The sequence below is a fragment of the Corynebacterium lizhenjunii genome, from assembly GCF_011038655.2.
GTDB lineage: Bacteria > Actinomycetota > Actinomycetes > Mycobacteriales > Mycobacteriaceae > Corynebacterium > Corynebacterium lizhenjunii.
In genome coordinates this window covers 1,719,468-1,736,863 of sequence record NZ_CP064954.1, presented here as the reverse complement: position 1 = coordinate 1,736,863, position 17,396 = coordinate 1,719,468, and the positions used below count along the sequence as shown (strand labels likewise).

Sequence of the window (17,396 nt, the reverse complement as noted above, 5' to 3'; positions counted from 1 at the left end):
GTAAATTCCAAGGTTGAACTGTAATATCCCCTACGGACTACAGCCCATCGTGCTAGTTGGCCCGATTCTGCCTCTGGGGGCGGGGTGGGGCCACTTGCTGGATGGACTATCCTGAATGGATAGGAATGCTCTGAGAGTATTCGAGAAGTTTGTGTGGACAGAAAGGCAGAACACACGTGGGACAGCGAAAGCAACGCAACTTTGCCCGCAAGGCGGGCCTAGCTGGCGTTATTGCTCTAGGTGCAACCGCCCTAGCCGCCTGTGATGTGCAGGCACCCGAGGCTGTGGAAAACATCCTCGGTTTCGGCTGGCCTAAGGGTATTACCCCTGAGGCGGAGTCGATGTATAACTTCTGGATTTGGACCTGGGTTGTTGCCTGGTTCATCGGTTTCGTGATGTGGGGCCTGTTCCTCACTGCTATCTTCCGCTGGAGCGCAAAGCGTGCCAAGAAGGAAGGTAAGGGTGAATTCCCCAAGCAGCTGCAGTACAACGTGCCGCTCGAAATTTGCCTGACCGTTGTTCCGGTCATCATCATCATGGGCTTGTTCTTCTTTACGGTGCAGGCGCAGCAGAAGGTAGTGGCCCTGGATAAGGACCCGAAGGTCACTGTCGATGTCACCGCTTACCAGTGGAACTGGAAGTTCGGCTACGCCAACGTAGCGGGCGAGCTGTCCCCGACTGGTGCTGACTACGATGGTCGCGACGAGGAGCGTCACGCTCTGGCTGAGAAGTCTGCCATTGACCCGGAGGATATGAAGTACCCGAACCCGATTCACGGTAAGTCCATGGGTGACCTTTCCTACTTGAACTACAACAAGATTGAGACCGTGGGCTCCACGGAGGAAATCCCTGTGATGGTGCTGCCTTCGCAGACCGCGATCGAGTTCCGTCTCGCTTCCGGCGACGTCTCCCACGCCTTCTGGGTGCCGGAGTTCCTGTTTAAGCGCGACGTCTACGCTCACCCGGAGAACAACCAGCAGGAGCGCCGCTTCCAGATCGAGAAGATTGAGCAGGAAGGTGCCTTTGTCGGCCGTTGTGCGGAAATGTGCGGTACCTACCACTCGATGATGAACTTCGAGATTCGTGTCGTCTCCCCGGAGAAGTTCACTGACTACATGCAGTTCCGTTTGGCTAACCCGGACGCCCCGAACTCTGAGGCGCTGGCTGCCATTGGTGAGGATCCGTACGCAGTCACCACTCAGCCGTTCAACTCCCTGCGCGATACTCGCGACGGCCAGAACTTCGTTGAAGAAGAAGCCGCATAAAGGGACCTCAAGGATTCAAGGAGAATAATTATGCGTGCTGGTGCAAACGTCTTTTACGGAATCGCCATCTATCTTCTGGTCTCCGAGCTGGTCTACATCTTCGGTGTAAACCTGGTTCGTGACGACGGCTACCTTTACGGCCCGGAATGGGTTGGCATTGTCGGTATGGGCTTGGCCATTCTGCTCTGTGTGATGCTGGGCGTCTACCTTCACTTCACCGACAGCCGGACTGACCTGGCTCCGGAGGATTGGGAAGAGGCTGAGACTGAGGACGGCGCAGGTATCCTGGGCTTCTTCTCCCCAGGCTCCATTTGGCCGTTCGCGATGACTATGTCTGTGGCCGTCCTTGGCCTGGGTGTCATCTTCCTGTACTACTGGTTGATCGTCCTCGGCGCTGCCATGCTGGTGTGGTCCACCACTAAGCTGTCCCTGCAGTACGGTGTGCCTAAGGAAAAGCACTAAACTTTCAGCCTTCGGGAAGAGAGCCTTTGGGCTCTCTGTCCGCCTGGCCCACACACCAAACCCCGGCACCTTGCGGTGGCCGGGGTTTGGTGTCTCTAAAGTAGGCAGCGAAGAGCTATGGTGCCCGTGTCGGATGGGTGACGCGAATAGTTCCCGCAGTTCCAAAAAATTTTTAGCGGCGGGGGAGGGCCGTGGCGGTGGGGGTCCTGGCGTAGAGCGCCTATAGCAGCCCGTACACAACTCGGGTTCCCCGAGGTGCAGGCAAAAGTCCAGGTAAAAGGGCTGGTGCACCAAATTGCCCGGGGGAGTAGCGGTGGCAAGAGCGGTTGATATACGGGGGTCATCCGAAAGTTTGAACCGGCCGAGAATGGGACGCGTAGGGTGGTGATATATCTCTCATATGATTTTCGCGCGGTATATTGCGGGAAGAGGTCGACCCGTGGTCTCTTGTTGGGGGTGGAGAGAGTGTAGGCATTGCTGACTGGCGAAAACAATCGCCCACCTGCGCATATAAGTAGTCGGATTTAACCGGGAAAAGTTCCCGTCAGGCGCTGAGGAATATTTGTGTGGCCGTCAGTGGTGTTTCGAACACATTGGTCTTGTAAAAACCTGGGCACCGCCTGCAAAAAGCGGGGGGACTGAGATGACTTAGGGCTGCTAACGGGCCATACTAATAGGCGTGACGAGCACAGTTTCAAATCAAGGTATGGCAGCACCACGTGTTGCCGCGCTGAACCGACCCAACATGGTCAGCGTCGGCACCATTGTGTTCCTGTCTCAGGAATTAATGTTCTTCGCCGGACTGTTCGCGATGTGGTTCACCTCGCGTGCTAATGGTCAAGAAGGTGACTGGGCGCACCAAACCGCGCACATCAACGTCCCCATGGGCTTCATCATCACCGCAGTCCTGGTGTCGTCTTCTGTGACCTCCCAGTTCGGCGTCTTCGCCGCTGAAAGGGGTGACGTATATAAGCTGCGTTTCTGGTATTCGATAACTCTGGTCCTGGGCCTGGTCTTCCTTGGCATCATGGCCTTCGAGTGGTTCGAGTTGGTGCACCACGGGGTAACCCCGCAGGCTAGCGTCTTTGGCTCGGTGTTCTACATTCTCACCGGCTTCCACGCGGCCCACGTTACTGCAGGCTTGCTGAGCTTCATGGTTATCTTGCTGCGTATCTCCAAGTCCAAGTTCACGCCGGCACAAGCTACCGCTGCGATGGCAGTGTCCTATTACTGGCACTTCGTGGATGTTGTCTGGATCGGCGTCTTCGTCGTCATCTACCTCGTCCAATAGGCCGTAGGACCTCCGAGAGCTTCTCGGTCCACAGCCATGTATTTCCGAATAACAGTAACTTCAAAGGAAAATGATGGATACCAATCCGAACAACGCTGTAAACCCCGTGGAGTCCATCTCCACGGCTGAGGCAGCCAAGAAGACCCGTCGCCGCCGCAAGGCGAAGCGCACGTTGGCGGGCGCTTTTGCCTTGAGCATTGGCTTGACCGGTGCTGGCGTGTTGGCGTCCGCCCTGAGCCCGGACGCTCAGGTGGCAACGGCCCAGAAGGATGACCAAGCTCTGATCCAAGAGGGCAAGGACATCTATGATGTCGCCTGCATCACCTGCCACGGCGCTAACCTGCAGGGAATCGAGGACCGCGGTCCTTCCTTGGTGGGTATTGGTGCCGGTTCCGTGTACTTCCAGGTGCACTCCGGCCGTATGCCGATGATGTCCAACGACGCTCAGGCTGAGCGCAAGACCCCGCGCTACACCGAGCAGCAGACCCTGGCTTTGGCAGCTTACGTAGCTGCCAATGGCGGTGGCCCAGACATCGTGTATAACGAGGACGGCACTATCGCGCAGGAGTCCTTGCGTGGTGCCAACTACAACGGTCAGATCCAGGCTGCTGACGTGGCCAAGGGTTCTGAGCTCTTCCGCATGAACTGCGCTTCCTGCCACAACTTCACCGGCAAGGGTGGTGCATTGTCCTCCGGTAAGTACGCCCCGCCGCTGGCTCCGGCCAACGAGCAGGAGATTTACCAGGCAATGCTCACCGGCCCGCAGAACATGCCTAAGTTCTCTGACCGTCAGCTAACCGCTGATGAGAAGAAGGACATTATTGCTTTCATCAAGTCTGCAGGCGAGACTCCTTCTCCGGCAGGCTGGGACCTCGGCGGTCTCGGCCCCGTCGCTGAAGGCCTCGCAATGTGGATCATCGGCATCACTGCTTTGTGTGCTGCCGCTATGTGGATTGGATCGCGTCAGTAATGAGCAACGTACATAAGAATTACACTGAAGCTGAGCTCAACAAGATGACCGATGCTGAGCTCACCGCCCTGGGCGCAGAGCTTGACGATGTCACTGTTGCCTTCCGCAAGGAGCGTTTCCCCGTAGCAGGGGACCCGGCGGAGAAGCGAGCCGCCACCAACGTTGGCGTGTGGGCAACAATTGCCATTGTTTCCGGCATCGCATTCTTGGGCGTCTACCTGTTCTGGCCGTGGGAGTTCAAGACGCACGGCGATGAGGGCCTGGCATGGCACCTCTTCTACACCCCGCTGCTGGGCCTGTTCTCTGGTTTGTCGATCCTTTCCTTCGGCATCGCCATTGTGCAGTACGTCAAGCGAATCCTGCCGGAAGAGATTTCTGTACAGCGCCGTCATGACGGTGGTTCCAACGAATTGGATCGCCGCACGCTGACTGCCCTTCTGAACGACTCTTGGCGCACGTCCACCCTGGGCCGTCGCAAGGCGCTGCAGGGCTTGCTTGGTGGTGCGGCAGTCGTCTTCGGTCTTACTGTGGTTGCCCCGTTGGGTGGCGCCATTAAGAATCCGTGGAAGGTTCGCCACGAGCTCAACTACATGGGTGATGGCACCCTGTGGACCTCCGGGTGGACTCTGGTGGAAAAGGGCGTCAAGCTCTATCTTGCCCGTGACACCGGTACTATCGCTGAGAAGCACGCCGGTGAGTCCGGTACGCACTACACCACCCAGGGTGTCACCCGTTTGGTGCGCGTGCGTCCTGAGGATCTGGCTGCCGGCGGTATGGAGACCGTATTCCCGTTGGCCGAGTCTGACGTCAACGATGGTGATCTCTACGATCCGCAGAAGGACGTGTATGAGAATCACATGCACTCCATCCACGGCAACCGTAACGCTGTCATGCTGATCCGCCTGCGTAACTCTGATGCCAAGAAGGTTATCGAGCGCGAGGGTCAGGAAGACTTCCACTACGGCGACTACTACGCGTACTCCAAGATTTGTACGCACATTGGTTGCCCGACCTCCCTCTATGAGGCACAGACCAACCGTATTCTGTGCCCGTGCCACCAGTCGCAGTTCGATGCTCTGCAGTACGGTAAGCCTGTATTCGGCCCGGCTGCCCGCGCGCTTCCGCAGCTGCCGGTCACGGTGGATGAAGAGGGCTACCTCATCGCCAAGGGCAACTTCATTGAGCCTGTTGGTCCTGCATTCTGGGAGCGTGAATCCTAATGAGCACTAAACTCGCAAAGATCGGCAATAATGTCGACAGCCGTTTCAGCGCCGCTGGTGCTCTGCGCCCGCAGCTGAACAAGGTATTTCCGACTCACTGGTCCTTCATGCTGGGTGAGATGGCGCTGTACAGCTTCATCATCCTGCTGCTGACCGGTATCTACCTGGCACTCTTCTTCGACCCGTCTATCACTAAGGTGATCTACGACGGTGCCTACACCCCGCTCAACGGCGTGGAGATGTCCTCCGCCTACGCATCGGCATTGGACTTGTCCTTCGAGGTTCGCGGTGGTCTGTTCGTTCGCCAGATGCACCACTGGGCTGCCCTGCTGTTCATGATGTCCATGGTGGCGCACATGCTGCGCATCTTCTTCACCGGCGCTTTCCGTCGTCCGCGTGAGGCAAACTGGATCATCGGCTGCACCCTCATCCTGCTGGGTATGATTGAAGGCTTCCTGGGTTACTCCCTGCCGGACGACCTGCTCTCCGGCGTGGGTCTGCGCATTATGTCCGCCATCATCCTCGGTCTGCCGCTGATCGGTACCTGGTTGCACTGGGCCATTTTCGACGGCGACTTCCCGTCTGACCTGATGCTGGACCGTTTCTACATCCTGCACGTGTTGGTTATCCCGGGCATCATCCTGGCCCTGATTGCTGCTCACGTTCTCATCGTGTGGTTCCAGAAGCACACTCAGTTCCCCGGCCCCGGTCGTGCAGAGAACAACGTTGTAGGCGTTCGCATTATGCCGGTGTTCGCCACCAAGGCCATTGGTATGGGCTTGATGACGGCCGGTGTTCTGGCTCTGATGTCTGGTCTGCTGACTATCAACGCCATCTGGCTGCTTGGTCCCTACAACCCGTCCCAGGTCTCCGCTGGTTCTCAACCGGATATCTACATGCTGTGGACGGACGGCCTGGCACGTGTCATGCCCGCATGGGAGCTCTACATCTTCGGCTACACCATCCCGGGTGCTTTCTGGGTGATGTTGGTTGCAGGCGCCATGGTGGTCCTGTTGATGGCCTACCCCTTCATCGAGAAGAAGGTCACCGGCGACGACGCCCACCACAACTTGCTGCAGCGTCCGCGCGATGTTCCGGTTCGCTCCGGTATCGGCGCAATGGCCATCTCGTTCTTCGTGCTGGTTACCATTTCCGGTGGTAACGACCACGTGGCCCACTTCTTCCAGATCTCGCTGAACGCCATGACCTGGGTTGGCCGTATCGGTCTGATTGTTGTGCCGCCGATCGCTTACTTCCTGACCTACAAGATCTGCGTTGGCCTGCAGCGCTCCGACCGCGAGGTGCTGGAGCACGGTATCGAGACCGGTGTGATTAAGCAGCTGCCGAATGGTGCCTTCATTGAAATCCACCAGCCGCTGGGTCCTGTGGACGAGCACGGTCACCCTGTGCCGCTGCCTTACGCCGGTGCTGTGGTTCCGAAGCAGCTCAACCATCTTGGTCTGGCTGACTCTGAGACTCAGGGCATCTTCTCCCCGGACGATGAAGCTCTGATGCATAAGGTGCACGAGATTCACGCTGAGAACCAGGCCGAAGAGGCCGAGATGTTCCGCCGTCTCAATGAGGCTAACTGGCGTGACGACCAGGACAACGGACGCGTCTAAGTAGTCCACCCTTTACTGAAACTGTCACCGCACCGCCGCCGCCCCACAGTGGGGCGGCGGCGGTGTCGTCTTTTGCCGCGCGCCTCAGATTGACTTGTGATCACCGTGCCGCCAACGTCAACGAGGAAGGGGCATAGTGCTGTTATCACCAGTTTGGTATGGGGTTATCGGTCTGCTCGAAGGTGTGTCAAGGGGGGGCGATAAGACAACGTCTTCTTAATGCTCAGTAGGCGGGAGCGGGTGACTCAGTGCCGGGAAGGCGAGGGCGACAGTACGTGGGGAAGCACTCACAATGCGCGCCGCCCTGCGCCATCGGAATATGCTCTACTTGTATATATCGCCCGATTGTTTCATATACAGGTGGCCCGCAGGCGCTTGCGTTTCCCTGGTCGCACAGAGCGCTCGTGGCTACTTGTATATATCGAGGGACAGTTTTATATACAGGTATTGCGCGGGAGATTGGGGACTGACTCCCAGGACGGCTCAGCTGCTCGTTTAGTTTGCTACGCATGCTAGAACCAGCATCTGCACTATGTTGGTCCAACTTGGAACCAACGGGTTCCATCAGCTGCCGGGGCTATTGGTAGTAGGCCAGGTGCCGGACTAAAAGGCGCCAACTCGGGCTGACAATGTTGAAGGCGCCAACTCGGGCTGACAATGTTGAAGGCGCCCGCCAGTCGTCCGAAGGTTCCCGCCTGCTGGTCGGCTGAAGGTTCTTGCCCGGCGGTTGGCCGCAGGTTCCCGCCCGCCGGGCAACCGAAGGCAGGAGGTCCGGCCTGGGGGCTGCAACGTGCCCCATACGAGAGGCTGCGAGGTGGTTCCTGGGGCTGGTGTGATTATCCCGGCGGAGACGTTACAGTAATGTGTTGAAGCTCACAAGCTGAGAACTTCAGGCGACATTAAGGTCCGGCGGTGGCCTGGTTGGCCCGCTCGGGTATTCCATATTGGCAGCTTAGTCGCGGTTTTCCGGGTGTCGCGTAAAGAAGCTTCAGACTGACATCCTGAGAATCTCTGAATTATCACGGGATGATAACGGCCAGATAACGAACTGGATCAGGTCGCTGAGTGGACAGGCTTCGTGATGATTTCGTAACCTGTTTGAGACATTGCAGCGCTGACCATGAGCGCTCAATCGAAAAATGAACATTAGCGCCTAACTGCAATCCTCGCCCGCGTGGGTGAGCTTCGGTGGAGACGGCCCTTCAGAAAGGGCGGTCGAAGAACACTGGAAGTTGTTGGATTGTGGTTCCGGCCCCCGCAAGGCACTCGTCCACGGACGGGCCATCAGTGGGAGCCGCCAACTCGTTGCGAACCTCGTTTCGTGTCGTTTCTTGTCTGGTCTGCAAGACGGAATCGAGGAAAGTTGTGAGACAGGGCGCGAAGGAAGATTTGGAGATTTATTCGTGGCTAAGCACCGTCGTCAGGCAACCAGCAATACCCGCCGTGTTGCCACCACCGCAGCACTGGCTGCAACCGCAGCAGTAACCGTCCCGGCAACTGCCCAAGGCGCTGAGGTGGTCATCCCCAACACCAATTTCTCTATGCACATTCAGGGTGTAGAGAACGTCCCGGGTATCCGTAATCTGCCGGGCATCGAGGCTTATGTTCCTTCCCTGGCTGGCCAGGGTGCTGCCCAGACCAACTACACCGCGAACGTTACTGTTCCGGCTCCGGCACCTGCTGTGGGCTCCTCCGCGGGTGAGCGCGTGGTCGCCGCCGCTCGTTCCGCTATCGGTGCGCCTTACGGCTGGGGTGCAGCTGGCCCTAGCTCTTTTGACTGCTCTGGCCTGACCTCCTGGGCTTATGCCCAGGTGGGTAAGTCCATCCCGCGTACGTCTCAGGCGCAGGCCGCTGCTGGCCAGCGCGTGCCTCTGGATCAGATTCAGCCTGGTGACATCGTGGCCTATTACGGTGGTGCCTCCCACGTTGGCATCTACGCCGGCAATGGCGTTATCATCGACGCCCTCAATAGCGGTTCTACCGTGGGTGAGCGTCCGCTGCACTACATGCCCATCCACTCCGTAGTTCGCTTCTAGTTCGCCCCGCGAACTAGCGCCCGGTTCTTCTCCTGCTGAAGGCCGGGCTTTTGGCGTTTTTGCCACCCTAGGCACCGGCAAACGGGAGACTCAGTAGAGTGGTGGATATGCCGCGCGTATTGCTAGTGACTAATGACTTCCCGCCCACCATTGGCGGCATCCAGTCTTATTTGCGGGACTTCGTGGACACCTTGGACCCGTCGCAGGTGGTGGTGCTGTGCTCAACGCAAGACGCGCAAGCTGCACAGCTTTACGATGCCTCCGTGCCCTATACCGTCATCCGCCTTCCGCAGCGGGTGTTGTTGCCCACTCCAGGTACCCGGCGGGCAATGTGCGAGGCAATTACGCGCCATAACATCGATGTGGTGTGGTTCGGGGCTGCGGCGCCTTTGGCCTTATTAGCCCCCGCCGCACGTAAGGCAGGGGCGCGCAAGATTGTCGCGTCTACGCATGGACATGAGGTCGGGTGGGCCATGCTGCCGGGTGCGCGGCAGGTGCTAAGGGGTATCGGCAAGCATGTGGATGTCCTGACCTATATCTCGTACTACACCCTGGGCCGTCTACGCGGCGCCTTTGGGTCTGGACCGCGCTGGGCGCACCTGCCTAGCGGGGTGAGCCTAGAGCAGTTTCGGCCGGGCGGGGATGTGGCCGCGGCACGGGAGTATTTTGGGCTGGACCCCGCGCGTCCGGTGGTGGTGTGCATTTCCCGTTTTGTCCCTCGCAAGGGCCAAGACCAGCTGTTGCGTGTCATGCCGGAGCTTACTCAGCGCCACCCTGGAGTACAGCTGCTACTAGTGGGCCGCGGGAGGTACCGGACCACCCTGGAGCAATTGGCGCAAAGGTATTTCCCGGGCACCGTGTTCTACGAGGCGGCTGGCTCTGCCGAACTCCACAGGGCTCTGACCGCAGCGGACGTCTTCGCCATGCCCGCGCGCACCCGCGGCGGGGGTTTGGATGTGGAAGGCTTGGGCATCGTCTACCTAGAAGCGCAGGCGGCCGGCGTTGCGGTGGTGGCAGGCGATTCAGGAGGTGCGCCGGAGACGGTGACCCCGGAGACCGGAGTGGTAGTTAGCGGAACCGACGAGCGTCAGCTCTTGGCAGCACTGGATATGCTCCTGCGTGACCCGCAGCTACGCCAACGCATGGGTGCGGCCGGGCGCGCGCATGTGGAGCAGCAGTGGACGTGGGGGATTATGGGGCAGCGTCTGCGTGATATTTTGGCGTAAACACGGCAGGCCCACCGCAGCGCACGAGCGTTGATGGCGCAAGATGTGCGAGTGAAATCTACGGCGTATATCCTTATACCTCATGCACAGTTTCTCCGCCCGCCCGGTGCGTTCAGTTGGCTTTGACATTGGGGGCACCAATCTGCGGGCTGGGGTAGTCACGCAGGAGGGGGAGATTATAGACTCGCTGGCGGTGCCCACCCCGGCTACCGCTGCGGAGTTGGAAGATGCCATTGTGGGAATGGTCCAGCAGCTGCGGCAACGTCATGAGATTTCCGCTGTGGGCCTAGCGGTAGCGGGATTTTTGGACCCGGAGTGCACCACTGTGCGCTTTGCGCCGCACTTGCCTTGGCGTGATGCTCCTGTGCAGGCCATCTTGTCTGAGCGCCTGGGCCTGGACGTGACGTTGGAACACGACGCGAATGCGGCGGCGTGGGGTGAGTGGCGTTTCGGGGCCGGCCGTGGCACCCAGGACTGGGTGTTTTTTGCGGTGGGCACCGGTATTGGCGCCACCATTTTTGCCCATGGGGAGATCTACCGGGGTGCGTTTGGTACAGCTCCGGAGTTTGGCCACCTGGTGGTGGTCCCGCAGGGGCGGGCCTGTTCGTGCGGAAAGCGCGGCTGCCTGGAGCGTTACGCTTCTGGCACGGCGTTGGAAGACACCTGCCGTCAGCTACGCGGCCAATATCCGAGTGCTTTGCCTGCCGATGCCGCCGGCGAGGCCATCACCCAGGCTGCGCGCAGCGGTGACCCTTTGGCCCTGGCCGTCATGGCGGACTTCGCGCAGTGGCTGGGCCAGGGTCTCTCCATGGTGGCGGATATTATTGACCCGGAGCTGATTGTGCTGGGTGGCGGCGTGGCTGCGGATGCCGACTTATTCCTCGATGGCGCCCGCGAGGTCTTAGAAAGCAACGTGGTGGGCGCCGGACACCGCCCGGTGGCGCGTGTGGCTTGCGCGGAGCTGGGCTCTGCGGCGGGTATGATCGGCGTGGCGCACCTGGCGCTACATTAAGCAGCCTGCCGCACCTGGCGGGGAGTTCACCGTGAGGAGATGGCAACGTCATGCGAAACAAATGGTACTGGGCTTTTAAGTACATCTTCTTCGGTCCACTACTGCGGGTGTGGAACCGCCCATGGTCAGAGGGGATGGACAACATCCCGGAGCAGGGCGCGGCTATCGTGGCCTCTAATCACCAGGCAGTGATGGATTCTTTCTTCCTGCCACTGCTGTGCCCGCGCCAAATCACCTTCTTGGCTAAGGAGGAGTATTTTGTCACTCCCGGCCCGGTGGGCCGCGCCCAGGCGTGGTTTTTTACTGCGGTAGGCCAAAAGCCGGTGGCGCGCACGTCTGAGTCCGCAGCGGCCGATATGTTGGCCACCGCCCAGCGTATTTTGGATGAGGGCAATCTTTTTGGCATCTACCCCGAGGGCACGCGTTCGCCCGACGGTCGCGTGTATAAGGGCCGGGTGGGTATGGCGCGGGTGGCTATGGCTACGGGCCACCCGGTGATTCCGGTGGCGATGGTGGGTACCCGGGAGGCCAACCCGATTGGTTCCTGGATTCTGCGCCCACGGCGGGTGGGGATGCGCATTGCTAAGCCCATTGACCCGCATGAGTGGGCTCGCCAGCGCGGCTTGGACCCACAGGACCACGCTACGGCCCGCGAGTTTACTGATGCCCTCATGCGCACCCTGGCCACCCTGGCTCGCCGTGACTACGTTGATGTCTACGCCTCTGATGTCAAGGCATCCTTGGCGGCAGGACAGGGCTACCCGCAGGGTGCACAACCCCGGGCTTAGGCATGGGTGAGTAGGAAGGGGCATCGGCAAGCTAAGTAAGCTAGGAAACCGTGCGCTACTTTTATGACACCGAATTTATTGAAGATGGGGAGACCATAGAGTTAGTCTCCATCGGCGTCGTGGCGGAAGACGGCCGTGAGTTTTATGCGGTGTCCACGGACTTTGATAGCTCCCGGGCTGGTGCGTGGGTGCGGGAGAATGTCTTAAACCAACTTCCCAGCCCGGGGGACCCGGCCTGGCGCTCGCGCGAAAGCATCCGCAAGGAGTTGTGGGAGTTCCTCCGGCAGGATTCTGGTCCCATTGAGTTGTGGGCGTGGGTAGGGGCCTACGACCACGTGGTGGTAGCGCAGCTGTGGGGAGACATGCCCCAATTGCCGCGGGAGATGCCGCGCTATACCCGGGAGCTGAAACAGTATTGGGAGTTCGCTGGCCGACCCGTCTTGCCCCCAGTGCCACCGGGAAACCACGACGCCCTGGTGGATGCACGCCACAACCTGGCCAAGTTTCGTGCCTGTGAGCAGGCATTACCCCTGGGAAGCCGCAATGAAATACTTATCTAGTTCCCAATAGGTATAGGGCGCATTTGGGTATGTCATAATGGCAGGGTGAGTTGGACAGTAGATATTCCTAAGGACGCCCTGCCGGACCTGCCGCCCTTGCCAGAGGGAATCGAAGAGCACTTCCAGGACGTCATCGCGCGTGATGCGAAGCAACAGCCCAGCTGGGACCAGGACGTGGCGGATAACGTCCGCAAGATTTTGGAGTCCGTACCGCCAATTGTCGTGGCCCCGGAAGTAGAAAAGCTTAAAAAGCAACTAGCTGATGTCGCTTTGGGTAAGGCCTTCTTGCTGCAGGGCGGCGATTGTGCGGAGTCTTTTGAATCCAACACGGAACCGCACATTCGGGGCAACATCAAAACGCTGCTGCAAATGGCAGTCGTGCTGACCTATGGGGCATCGACCCCCGTGGTTAAGCTGGGCCGTATTGCGGGCCAGTATGCGAAGCCGCGTTCCTCGGATTACGACGGACAAGGCCTGCTGAGCTACCGCGGGGACATTGTCAACGGCGTCGAGCCTAATGAGGAAGCCCGCAAGCATGACCCGGCCCGCATGATTCGCGCCTATGCAAACTCCTCTGCGGCCATGAACCTGATCCGTGCACTGACCTCTTCCGGCACGGCGGACTTGTACCGCCTACACGAGTGGAACCGTGAGTTCGTGGCAAACTCGTCTGCGGGTGCCCGCTATGAGCAGCTGGCAGAGGAAATTGAGTCCGGCCTGCACTTTATGAACGCCTGCGGCGTTGATGATCACACGCTGCGCTCTGCGGAAATTTACTGCTCCCATGAGGCCTTGCTGCGTGACTACGAGCGCTCCATGCTGCGCTTGGGTAAGGATGCCAATGGGGCAACCAAGCTCTATGACCTTTCGGCTCACCAGCTGTGGATCGGGGAGCGCACCCGTGGCCTGGAAGACTTCCATGTCAACTTTGCTGCGCTGATTGGCAACCCGGTAGGCATCAAGCTGGGCCCGGGTGTCACCCCGGAGCAGGCCGTGGAGTATGCAGAAAAGCTCGACCCAGATCGGGAGCCGGGCCGGTTGACCATGATCGTGCGCATGGGCCACGACAAGATCCGCACGGTACTGCCGCCGGTTGTCAAGGCAGTCGAAGACTCCGGACACAAGGTGGTCTGGCAGTCTGACCCGATGCACGGCAATACTTTTACTGCCTCTAATGGCTACAAGACCCGCCACTTTGACAAGATCATTGATGAGGTCCAGGGCTTCTTCGAGGTGCACCGTGAATTGGGTACCCACCCTGGTGGCATTCACCTGGAGTTCACTGGTGAGGACGTTACTGAGTGCCTGGGTGGCGCTGAGGACATCTCCGAGCTGGACCTGCCTGGCCGCTACGAGTCCGCAGTGGATCCGCGCCTGAACACGCAGCAGTCCCTGGAGTTGGCCTTCCTGGTTGCAGAGATGCTGCGCAACCAGAAGCGCTAGGCGGATGCTGCGCAACGAGAAGCGCTAGGCGCTAACGCCACAGCTGCGGCAACATCTCATAATTGCCGGAGCCAAACCACCAGCCGCCGACCGCCAATGCCGTGCACAGCGCTGTGACCGCGAGGATCCACGCGATGAGCAGTAGTGGCGAGCGGTTGCTTAGCACCTTCGGCAGCGGCTCTTCCTGCGCGGAATGTGCCGCTACCGGATTTGATGCCGGGCGGAGTTCGGGGATGTGCTCTGGACTGTGCGGTGGGTTGAGCGACGGACTGGGCCCCGCTGCTGGGCTATAGCCCGCCTGCGCTGGGGAGTACTCACGGGGGGACTGTGCGGGCGCTATAGGCGTCTCTACGGCAGGCTCATAGGGCGGCAATAGCGCAGTCTCTGGTCTTGGCTCAGGTGGGCGTGGCTCAGTCGGGCGCGTTTCAGCCGGGGGAGAAACCAGCGTTTGTGCCGACGAGTCGGTGCTGAGCACCGACGTCGCAGCGAAGTCATCAGCCCGGAGGCCGCTGAAGTCCGTGGGCTGCGCTGCGGTGCGCCCAGCGGCAGAATCGCGGGGGACGGGCACCAGGAACTCGGGCAAGTCCAGCTCAGCGGCGACGTCGGCAACGGCGGCGTGGAACTCGGCGGCATCGGCAAACCGAGCCTGCGGGTCCCGGGCACAAGCATTGGCCACGAGCTCATCGAACAGCGGCGGCACACCGGCAATACGCGACGACGGCGCCGGAACATCCTCGCTGAGCCGCGCCAGAGCATGATTGAGCGGGGTATCGCCCCGGAAGGGGACCGTTCCGGTGAGCAGCTCAAAGGCGACCACGCCGAGGGAGTAGACATCCGTTGCCGGGGTGAGCTCCTCCCCGGTGACTTGCTCCGGAGCCAGGTAGGACACGGTGCCCACGATGGTATTGCTGGTGGTGGTGTCTCCGCTGGCGGTAGCGCGCACCAGACCAAAATCGCCGAGCTTGATGGAGTGGTCCCCATCGATAAGGATATTGTCCGGCTTGATGTCGCGGTGGATAAGCCCGCGGGCGTGGACGGCCTCCAATCCAGTGAGGACCTGCCGCAAAACTGCGGCGGTGGCGTGCGGGGGCATGGGGCCGCGTTCTGCCAGCAACTCGCGCAAGGTGCCGCCGGTGATGAGGTCCATGATGAGGAACATTGGCTGCGCATCCGCGCTAAAATCCTGGATGCCCACCAGGTGGGGGTGGCTTAGCTGGGCCATCGCGCGGGCCTCGCGGCGGAAGCGTTGCACAAAGACCGGGTCAGCGCTTAAGTGATCATGGAGGACCTTGGCGGCCACGGCGCGCCCCAGGCGCAAGTCCACGCAGCGGTACACCGTTGACATGCCGCCGCGCGCCACTGGTCTATCAATGCGGTAGCGGTTATCGATAATATCGCCCACGGCCAAAGAAGTCATGGCATCTAGTATGGCTGATGCACCCGCAGCTAGCCACACCGTCTATGGTGGTGTCTGTGACGAACCAAGCTCCATACACTCCTGATGTGAATGAACTCCTGGCCAACGAGGAGATGCTGACCCTGCCGGACGTGGCAGCCAAGCTGGGCATTGCTGTAACCCGCGTGCATGACTTGTTGCATGCCCGTAAGATTCTGGCCTGGCGTAATGCTGCGGGCATCCGCCAGGTGCCGGCGGCGTTTTTTAACGACAAGGACGCCGTGTCCAAGTACGTCTCCGGGTGCATCACGGTGCTTTCCGACGGCGGCTACAGCGACGCCGAGATCTTCGCCTACCTGTTTAGCGAAGACGACTCCCTGCCTGGCCGCCCCATCGACGCCCTCCACGGCCACCTCGCCCGTGAAGTTATTCGCCGCGCCCAGGCGGCGGCTTTCTAAATTCTGATTTGGGTAGCCTCCGTGGACTCGGTACCCGACTTGGCTCATTTTAGTGCGGAAGTCAGGCTTGGGTGATGGCGTTGAGGAGTTGTTGGACGTCAGGGGGCAGTGGTGTGGCGGCGTGGATGGTGGTGCCGTTGAGTTTGAGTTCGAAGGTTCGGTATTTTTTCAGGGTTCGTACCAGGCGTTTGATGCTTTTGCCTGTGGCCGTTTCCATCATCTGACTGATTGCTAGAGCGGCCATGACGATGTTGAGGTGGGCGTTTATAGAGTCTTCGGTTCGCGCGTAGATCGGGCGGGCTTTGAGATCGGACTTTGACATTCGGAACGATTTTTCAATGTTGAGCAGATGTCTGTAGGCGCGGAGCACCTCGGGTGCGGGCATCGATGTGAGCGTCGTTTCGTAGCCTTTAATCCCAGCTAAGGCCCTATGTTTGGTGGCCAGTTCGTAGTTGACCTTTTTATTTGGGGCTTTGAGATCTATGTATCGATTACGTTTGATCGCTACTTTGCCTTCTACTGCTCGGGCAGCCTTGGCTAGCTGCTCGTCGATGCCGCGCACTGTTCGTCGAGCCCGATCGTAGGAGTAGTGAAAGTGAGTAACAGAATCCGGCTTGCCTGTTGTGGCATGGCGTCGATCTGTGTAGGAAGGCTGGGACCATATTTGCCCGTGAGTGTAGTCCTGGCCAGGATGTTCCTGTTTCCACTGGGTGATCACCTCAGGCAGGGAGGGGACTTTGGTAGAAAGGATGTAATCTAGCCCCGCCTCAACGATAGCTGTCTTGTTCTCGGCTGAAAACATGCCCGCATCAGCAACAATCGTGACGCGGTCGAGATTGTACGCAGACTGAAAAGCCCGGATCATCGGTAACAACGTGTGCGTTTCGGCTTTGTTGCCTTCATAGGCCCCGATATGTAGTGGGAAGCCCGTGGCATCGGTTAGCAGGCCTACCAGGATTTGAGGTTCGACTCGGCGTTCTTTCGAAAAGCCGGATTTACGCAGGTCATCTGGAGTATCAGTTTCGAAATACAGCGTGGTCACGTCGTATAAGACGAAGCTTCCTGCACCGATACCAGCATGGCGAGCTAAGGCTTGAGACAAAATCTCACGAAATGACTCTGTAGCGTAGCTGGCTAAATGCCGTTTGATTGTGGCATAAGTGGCACTTACCACGCCAACTTCGGCCAAAGTCTCAATCGAATCCAGCTTGGAACCTGGCTGAATAATCCGCGCGCGAACTAGATTGGCAAAAACCTGGTCGCCACCAGTGGCAACATCAAATCCAAGCCGCTGGTAGCACGAGTCAATGCACTCTAAAAGGACACCAGCCTTTTGGGAACTCACCGGTAACGGATTGTCTTTCGACCCACTACCTGCAGGCGCATTCCTATCGTCAAGCCCTAAATCGAGGCAGAGTTGATCCCCATCAATCACGCGTTGAGCTTCAGCTTTCAACAACGCTAGCTCATAGTCATCGTGGGCAGAGCCGATATGCTTCATCGCCTTTTTACCTGCACGTTCTTCTAACACCACCTGCACAGCAGTAGCACCTGAGGCGGTGGTAACGGTACGAATATACGGGCTCACAAAAATCACATTACAACCAACCCCGCCCCCTACCCCCTTAGTGCGGAAAAACCCGACCC

At 59.3% G+C, this 17,396-nt stretch carries 15 protein-coding genes; 13 read left to right on the top strand and 2 right to left on the bottom strand.

The genetic code is table 11. The annotated features are described in order from the left end of the window. Positions 1-176 precede the first annotated feature (176 nt). The 12 genes from ctaC (at position 177) to G7Y31_RS08115 (ending at position 13,895) form a co-directional block, all read left to right on the top strand. On the top strand, positions 177-1,265 hold the full coding sequence (ctaC, locus tag G7Y31_RS08170; protein ID WP_165010267.1) for an aa3-type cytochrome oxidase subunit II: 1,089 nt from the start codon (positions 177-179) through the stop codon (positions 1,263-1,265). A gap of 30 nt (positions 1,266-1,295) precedes the next feature. After that, the gene (gene ctaF / locus G7Y31_RS08165; RefSeq protein WP_165010265.1) at positions 1,296-1,727 is read left to right on the top strand and encodes an aa3-type cytochrome oxidase subunit IV; all 432 of its coding nucleotides are present in this window, start codon (positions 1,296-1,298) and stop codon (positions 1,725-1,727) included. 679 nt (positions 1,728-2,406) lie between these two features. Then, positions 2,407-3,018, top strand: coding sequence for an aa3-type cytochrome oxidase subunit III (gene ctaE, locus G7Y31_RS08160; protein ID WP_459562332.1), 612 nt, complete (start codon positions 2,407-2,409; stop codon positions 3,016-3,018). Positions 3,019-3,091: 73 nt separating this feature from the next. Then, positions 3,092-3,988: a cytochrome bc1 complex diheme cytochrome c subunit gene (qcrC, locus tag G7Y31_RS08155; RefSeq protein ID WP_165010358.1), complete on the top strand. Its 897-nt coding sequence runs from the start codon at positions 3,092-3,094 to the stop codon at positions 3,986-3,988. Then, positions 3,988-5,208 (top strand): cytochrome bc1 complex Rieske iron-sulfur subunit, encoded by a 1,221-nt coding sequence (gene qcrA / locus G7Y31_RS08150; RefSeq protein WP_165010263.1) that lies wholly within the window; start codon positions 3,988-3,990, stop codon positions 5,206-5,208. The genes qcrC and qcrA overlap by 1 nt, the downstream gene beginning before the upstream one ends. After that, positions 5,208-6,830 (top strand): cytochrome bc1 complex cytochrome b subunit, encoded by a 1,623-nt coding sequence (qcrB, locus tag G7Y31_RS08145; protein ID WP_165010261.1) that lies wholly within the window; start codon positions 5,208-5,210, stop codon positions 6,828-6,830. The genes qcrA and qcrB overlap by 1 nt, the downstream gene beginning before the upstream one ends. Positions 6,831-8,233: 1,403 nt before the next feature. Further along, entirely contained in the window at positions 8,234-8,866 is a 633-nt protein-coding gene (locus G7Y31_RS08140; RefSeq protein ID WP_165010259.1) for a C40 family peptidase, read from the top strand. Between the two features lie 107 nt (positions 8,867-8,973). Then, on the top strand, positions 8,974-10,092 hold the full coding sequence (locus tag G7Y31_RS08135; protein WP_165010257.1) for a glycosyltransferase family 4 protein: 1,119 nt from the start codon (positions 8,974-8,976) through the stop codon (positions 10,090-10,092). Positions 10,093-10,174: 82 nt separating this feature from the next. After that, positions 10,175-11,104, top strand: a complete 930-nt coding sequence (locus G7Y31_RS08130; protein WP_165010255.1) for an ROK family protein — start codon at positions 10,175-10,177, stop codon at positions 11,102-11,104. Positions 11,105-11,154: 50 nt separating this feature from the next. Further along, positions 11,155-11,892 carry a lysophospholipid acyltransferase family protein gene (locus G7Y31_RS08125; RefSeq protein ID WP_165010253.1) on the top strand — a complete coding sequence of 246 codons (738 nt, stop codon included), beginning with the start codon at positions 11,155-11,157 and terminating at the stop codon, positions 11,890-11,892. 50 nt (positions 11,893-11,942) lie between these two features. Further along, positions 11,943-12,452 (top strand): polyadenylate-specific 3'-exoribonuclease AS, encoded by a 510-nt coding sequence (locus G7Y31_RS08120; protein WP_165010251.1) that lies wholly within the window; start codon positions 11,943-11,945, stop codon positions 12,450-12,452. Positions 12,453-12,497: 45 nt separating this feature from the next. Further along, on the top strand, positions 12,498-13,895 hold the full coding sequence (locus G7Y31_RS08115; RefSeq protein WP_165010249.1) for a class II 3-deoxy-7-phosphoheptulonate synthase: 1,398 nt from the start codon (positions 12,498-12,500) through the stop codon (positions 13,893-13,895). 31 nt (positions 13,896-13,926) lie between these two features. Here the strand turns inward: G7Y31_RS08115 and G7Y31_RS08110 are convergent, their stop codons facing one another. After that, positions 13,927-15,312: a protein kinase domain-containing protein gene (locus G7Y31_RS08110; RefSeq protein WP_165010247.1), complete on the bottom strand. Its 1,386-nt coding sequence runs from the start codon at positions 15,310-15,312 to the stop codon at positions 13,927-13,929. 44 nt (positions 15,313-15,356) lie between these two features. Here G7Y31_RS08110 and G7Y31_RS08105 point away from each other — a divergent pair, with 44 nt between their 5' ends. Then, on the top strand, positions 15,357-15,749 hold the full coding sequence (locus G7Y31_RS08105; protein ID WP_165010356.1) for an Rv2175c family DNA-binding protein: 393 nt from the start codon (positions 15,357-15,359) through the stop codon (positions 15,747-15,749). 61 nt (positions 15,750-15,810) lie between these two features. Here G7Y31_RS08105 and G7Y31_RS08100 read toward each other — a convergent pair whose 3' ends face one another. Next, positions 15,811-17,337, bottom strand: coding sequence for an IS1634 family transposase (locus G7Y31_RS08100; protein ID WP_425321658.1), 1,527 nt, complete (start codon positions 17,335-17,337; stop codon positions 15,811-15,813). Positions 17,338-17,396 lie beyond the last annotated feature (59 nt).

What these genes read in the sequence shown, in the direction of transcription:
- qcrB (WP_165010261.1), top strand. Translation starts at nt 5,208, where the DNA reads ATGAGCACTAAACTCGCAAAGATCGGCAATAATGTCGACAGCCGTTTC.
- G7Y31_RS08110 (WP_165010247.1), bottom strand. Translation starts at nt 15,312, where the DNA reads ATGACTTCTTTGGCCGTGGGCGATATTATCGATAACCGCTACCGCATT.
- G7Y31_RS08125 (WP_165010253.1), top strand. Translation starts at nt 11,155, where the DNA reads ATGCGAAACAAATGGTACTGGGCTTTTAAGTACATCTTCTTCGGTCCA.
- G7Y31_RS08135 (WP_165010257.1), top strand. Translation starts at nt 8,974, where the DNA reads ATGCCGCGCGTATTGCTAGTGACTAATGACTTCCCGCCCACCATTGGC.
- ctaF (WP_165010265.1), top strand. Translation starts at nt 1,296, where the DNA reads ATGCGTGCTGGTGCAAACGTCTTTTACGGAATCGCCATCTATCTTCTG.
- G7Y31_RS08130 (WP_165010255.1), top strand. Translation starts at nt 10,175, where the DNA reads ATGCACAGTTTCTCCGCCCGCCCGGTGCGTTCAGTTGGCTTTGACATT.
- qcrA (WP_165010263.1), top strand. Translation starts at nt 3,988, where the DNA reads ATGAGCAACGTACATAAGAATTACACTGAAGCTGAGCTCAACAAGATG.
- G7Y31_RS08105 (WP_165010356.1), top strand. Translation starts at nt 15,357, where the DNA reads ATGGTGGTGTCTGTGACGAACCAAGCTCCATACACTCCTGATGTGAAT.
- qcrC (WP_165010358.1), top strand. Translation starts at nt 3,092, where the DNA reads ATGGATACCAATCCGAACAACGCTGTAAACCCCGTGGAGTCCATCTCC.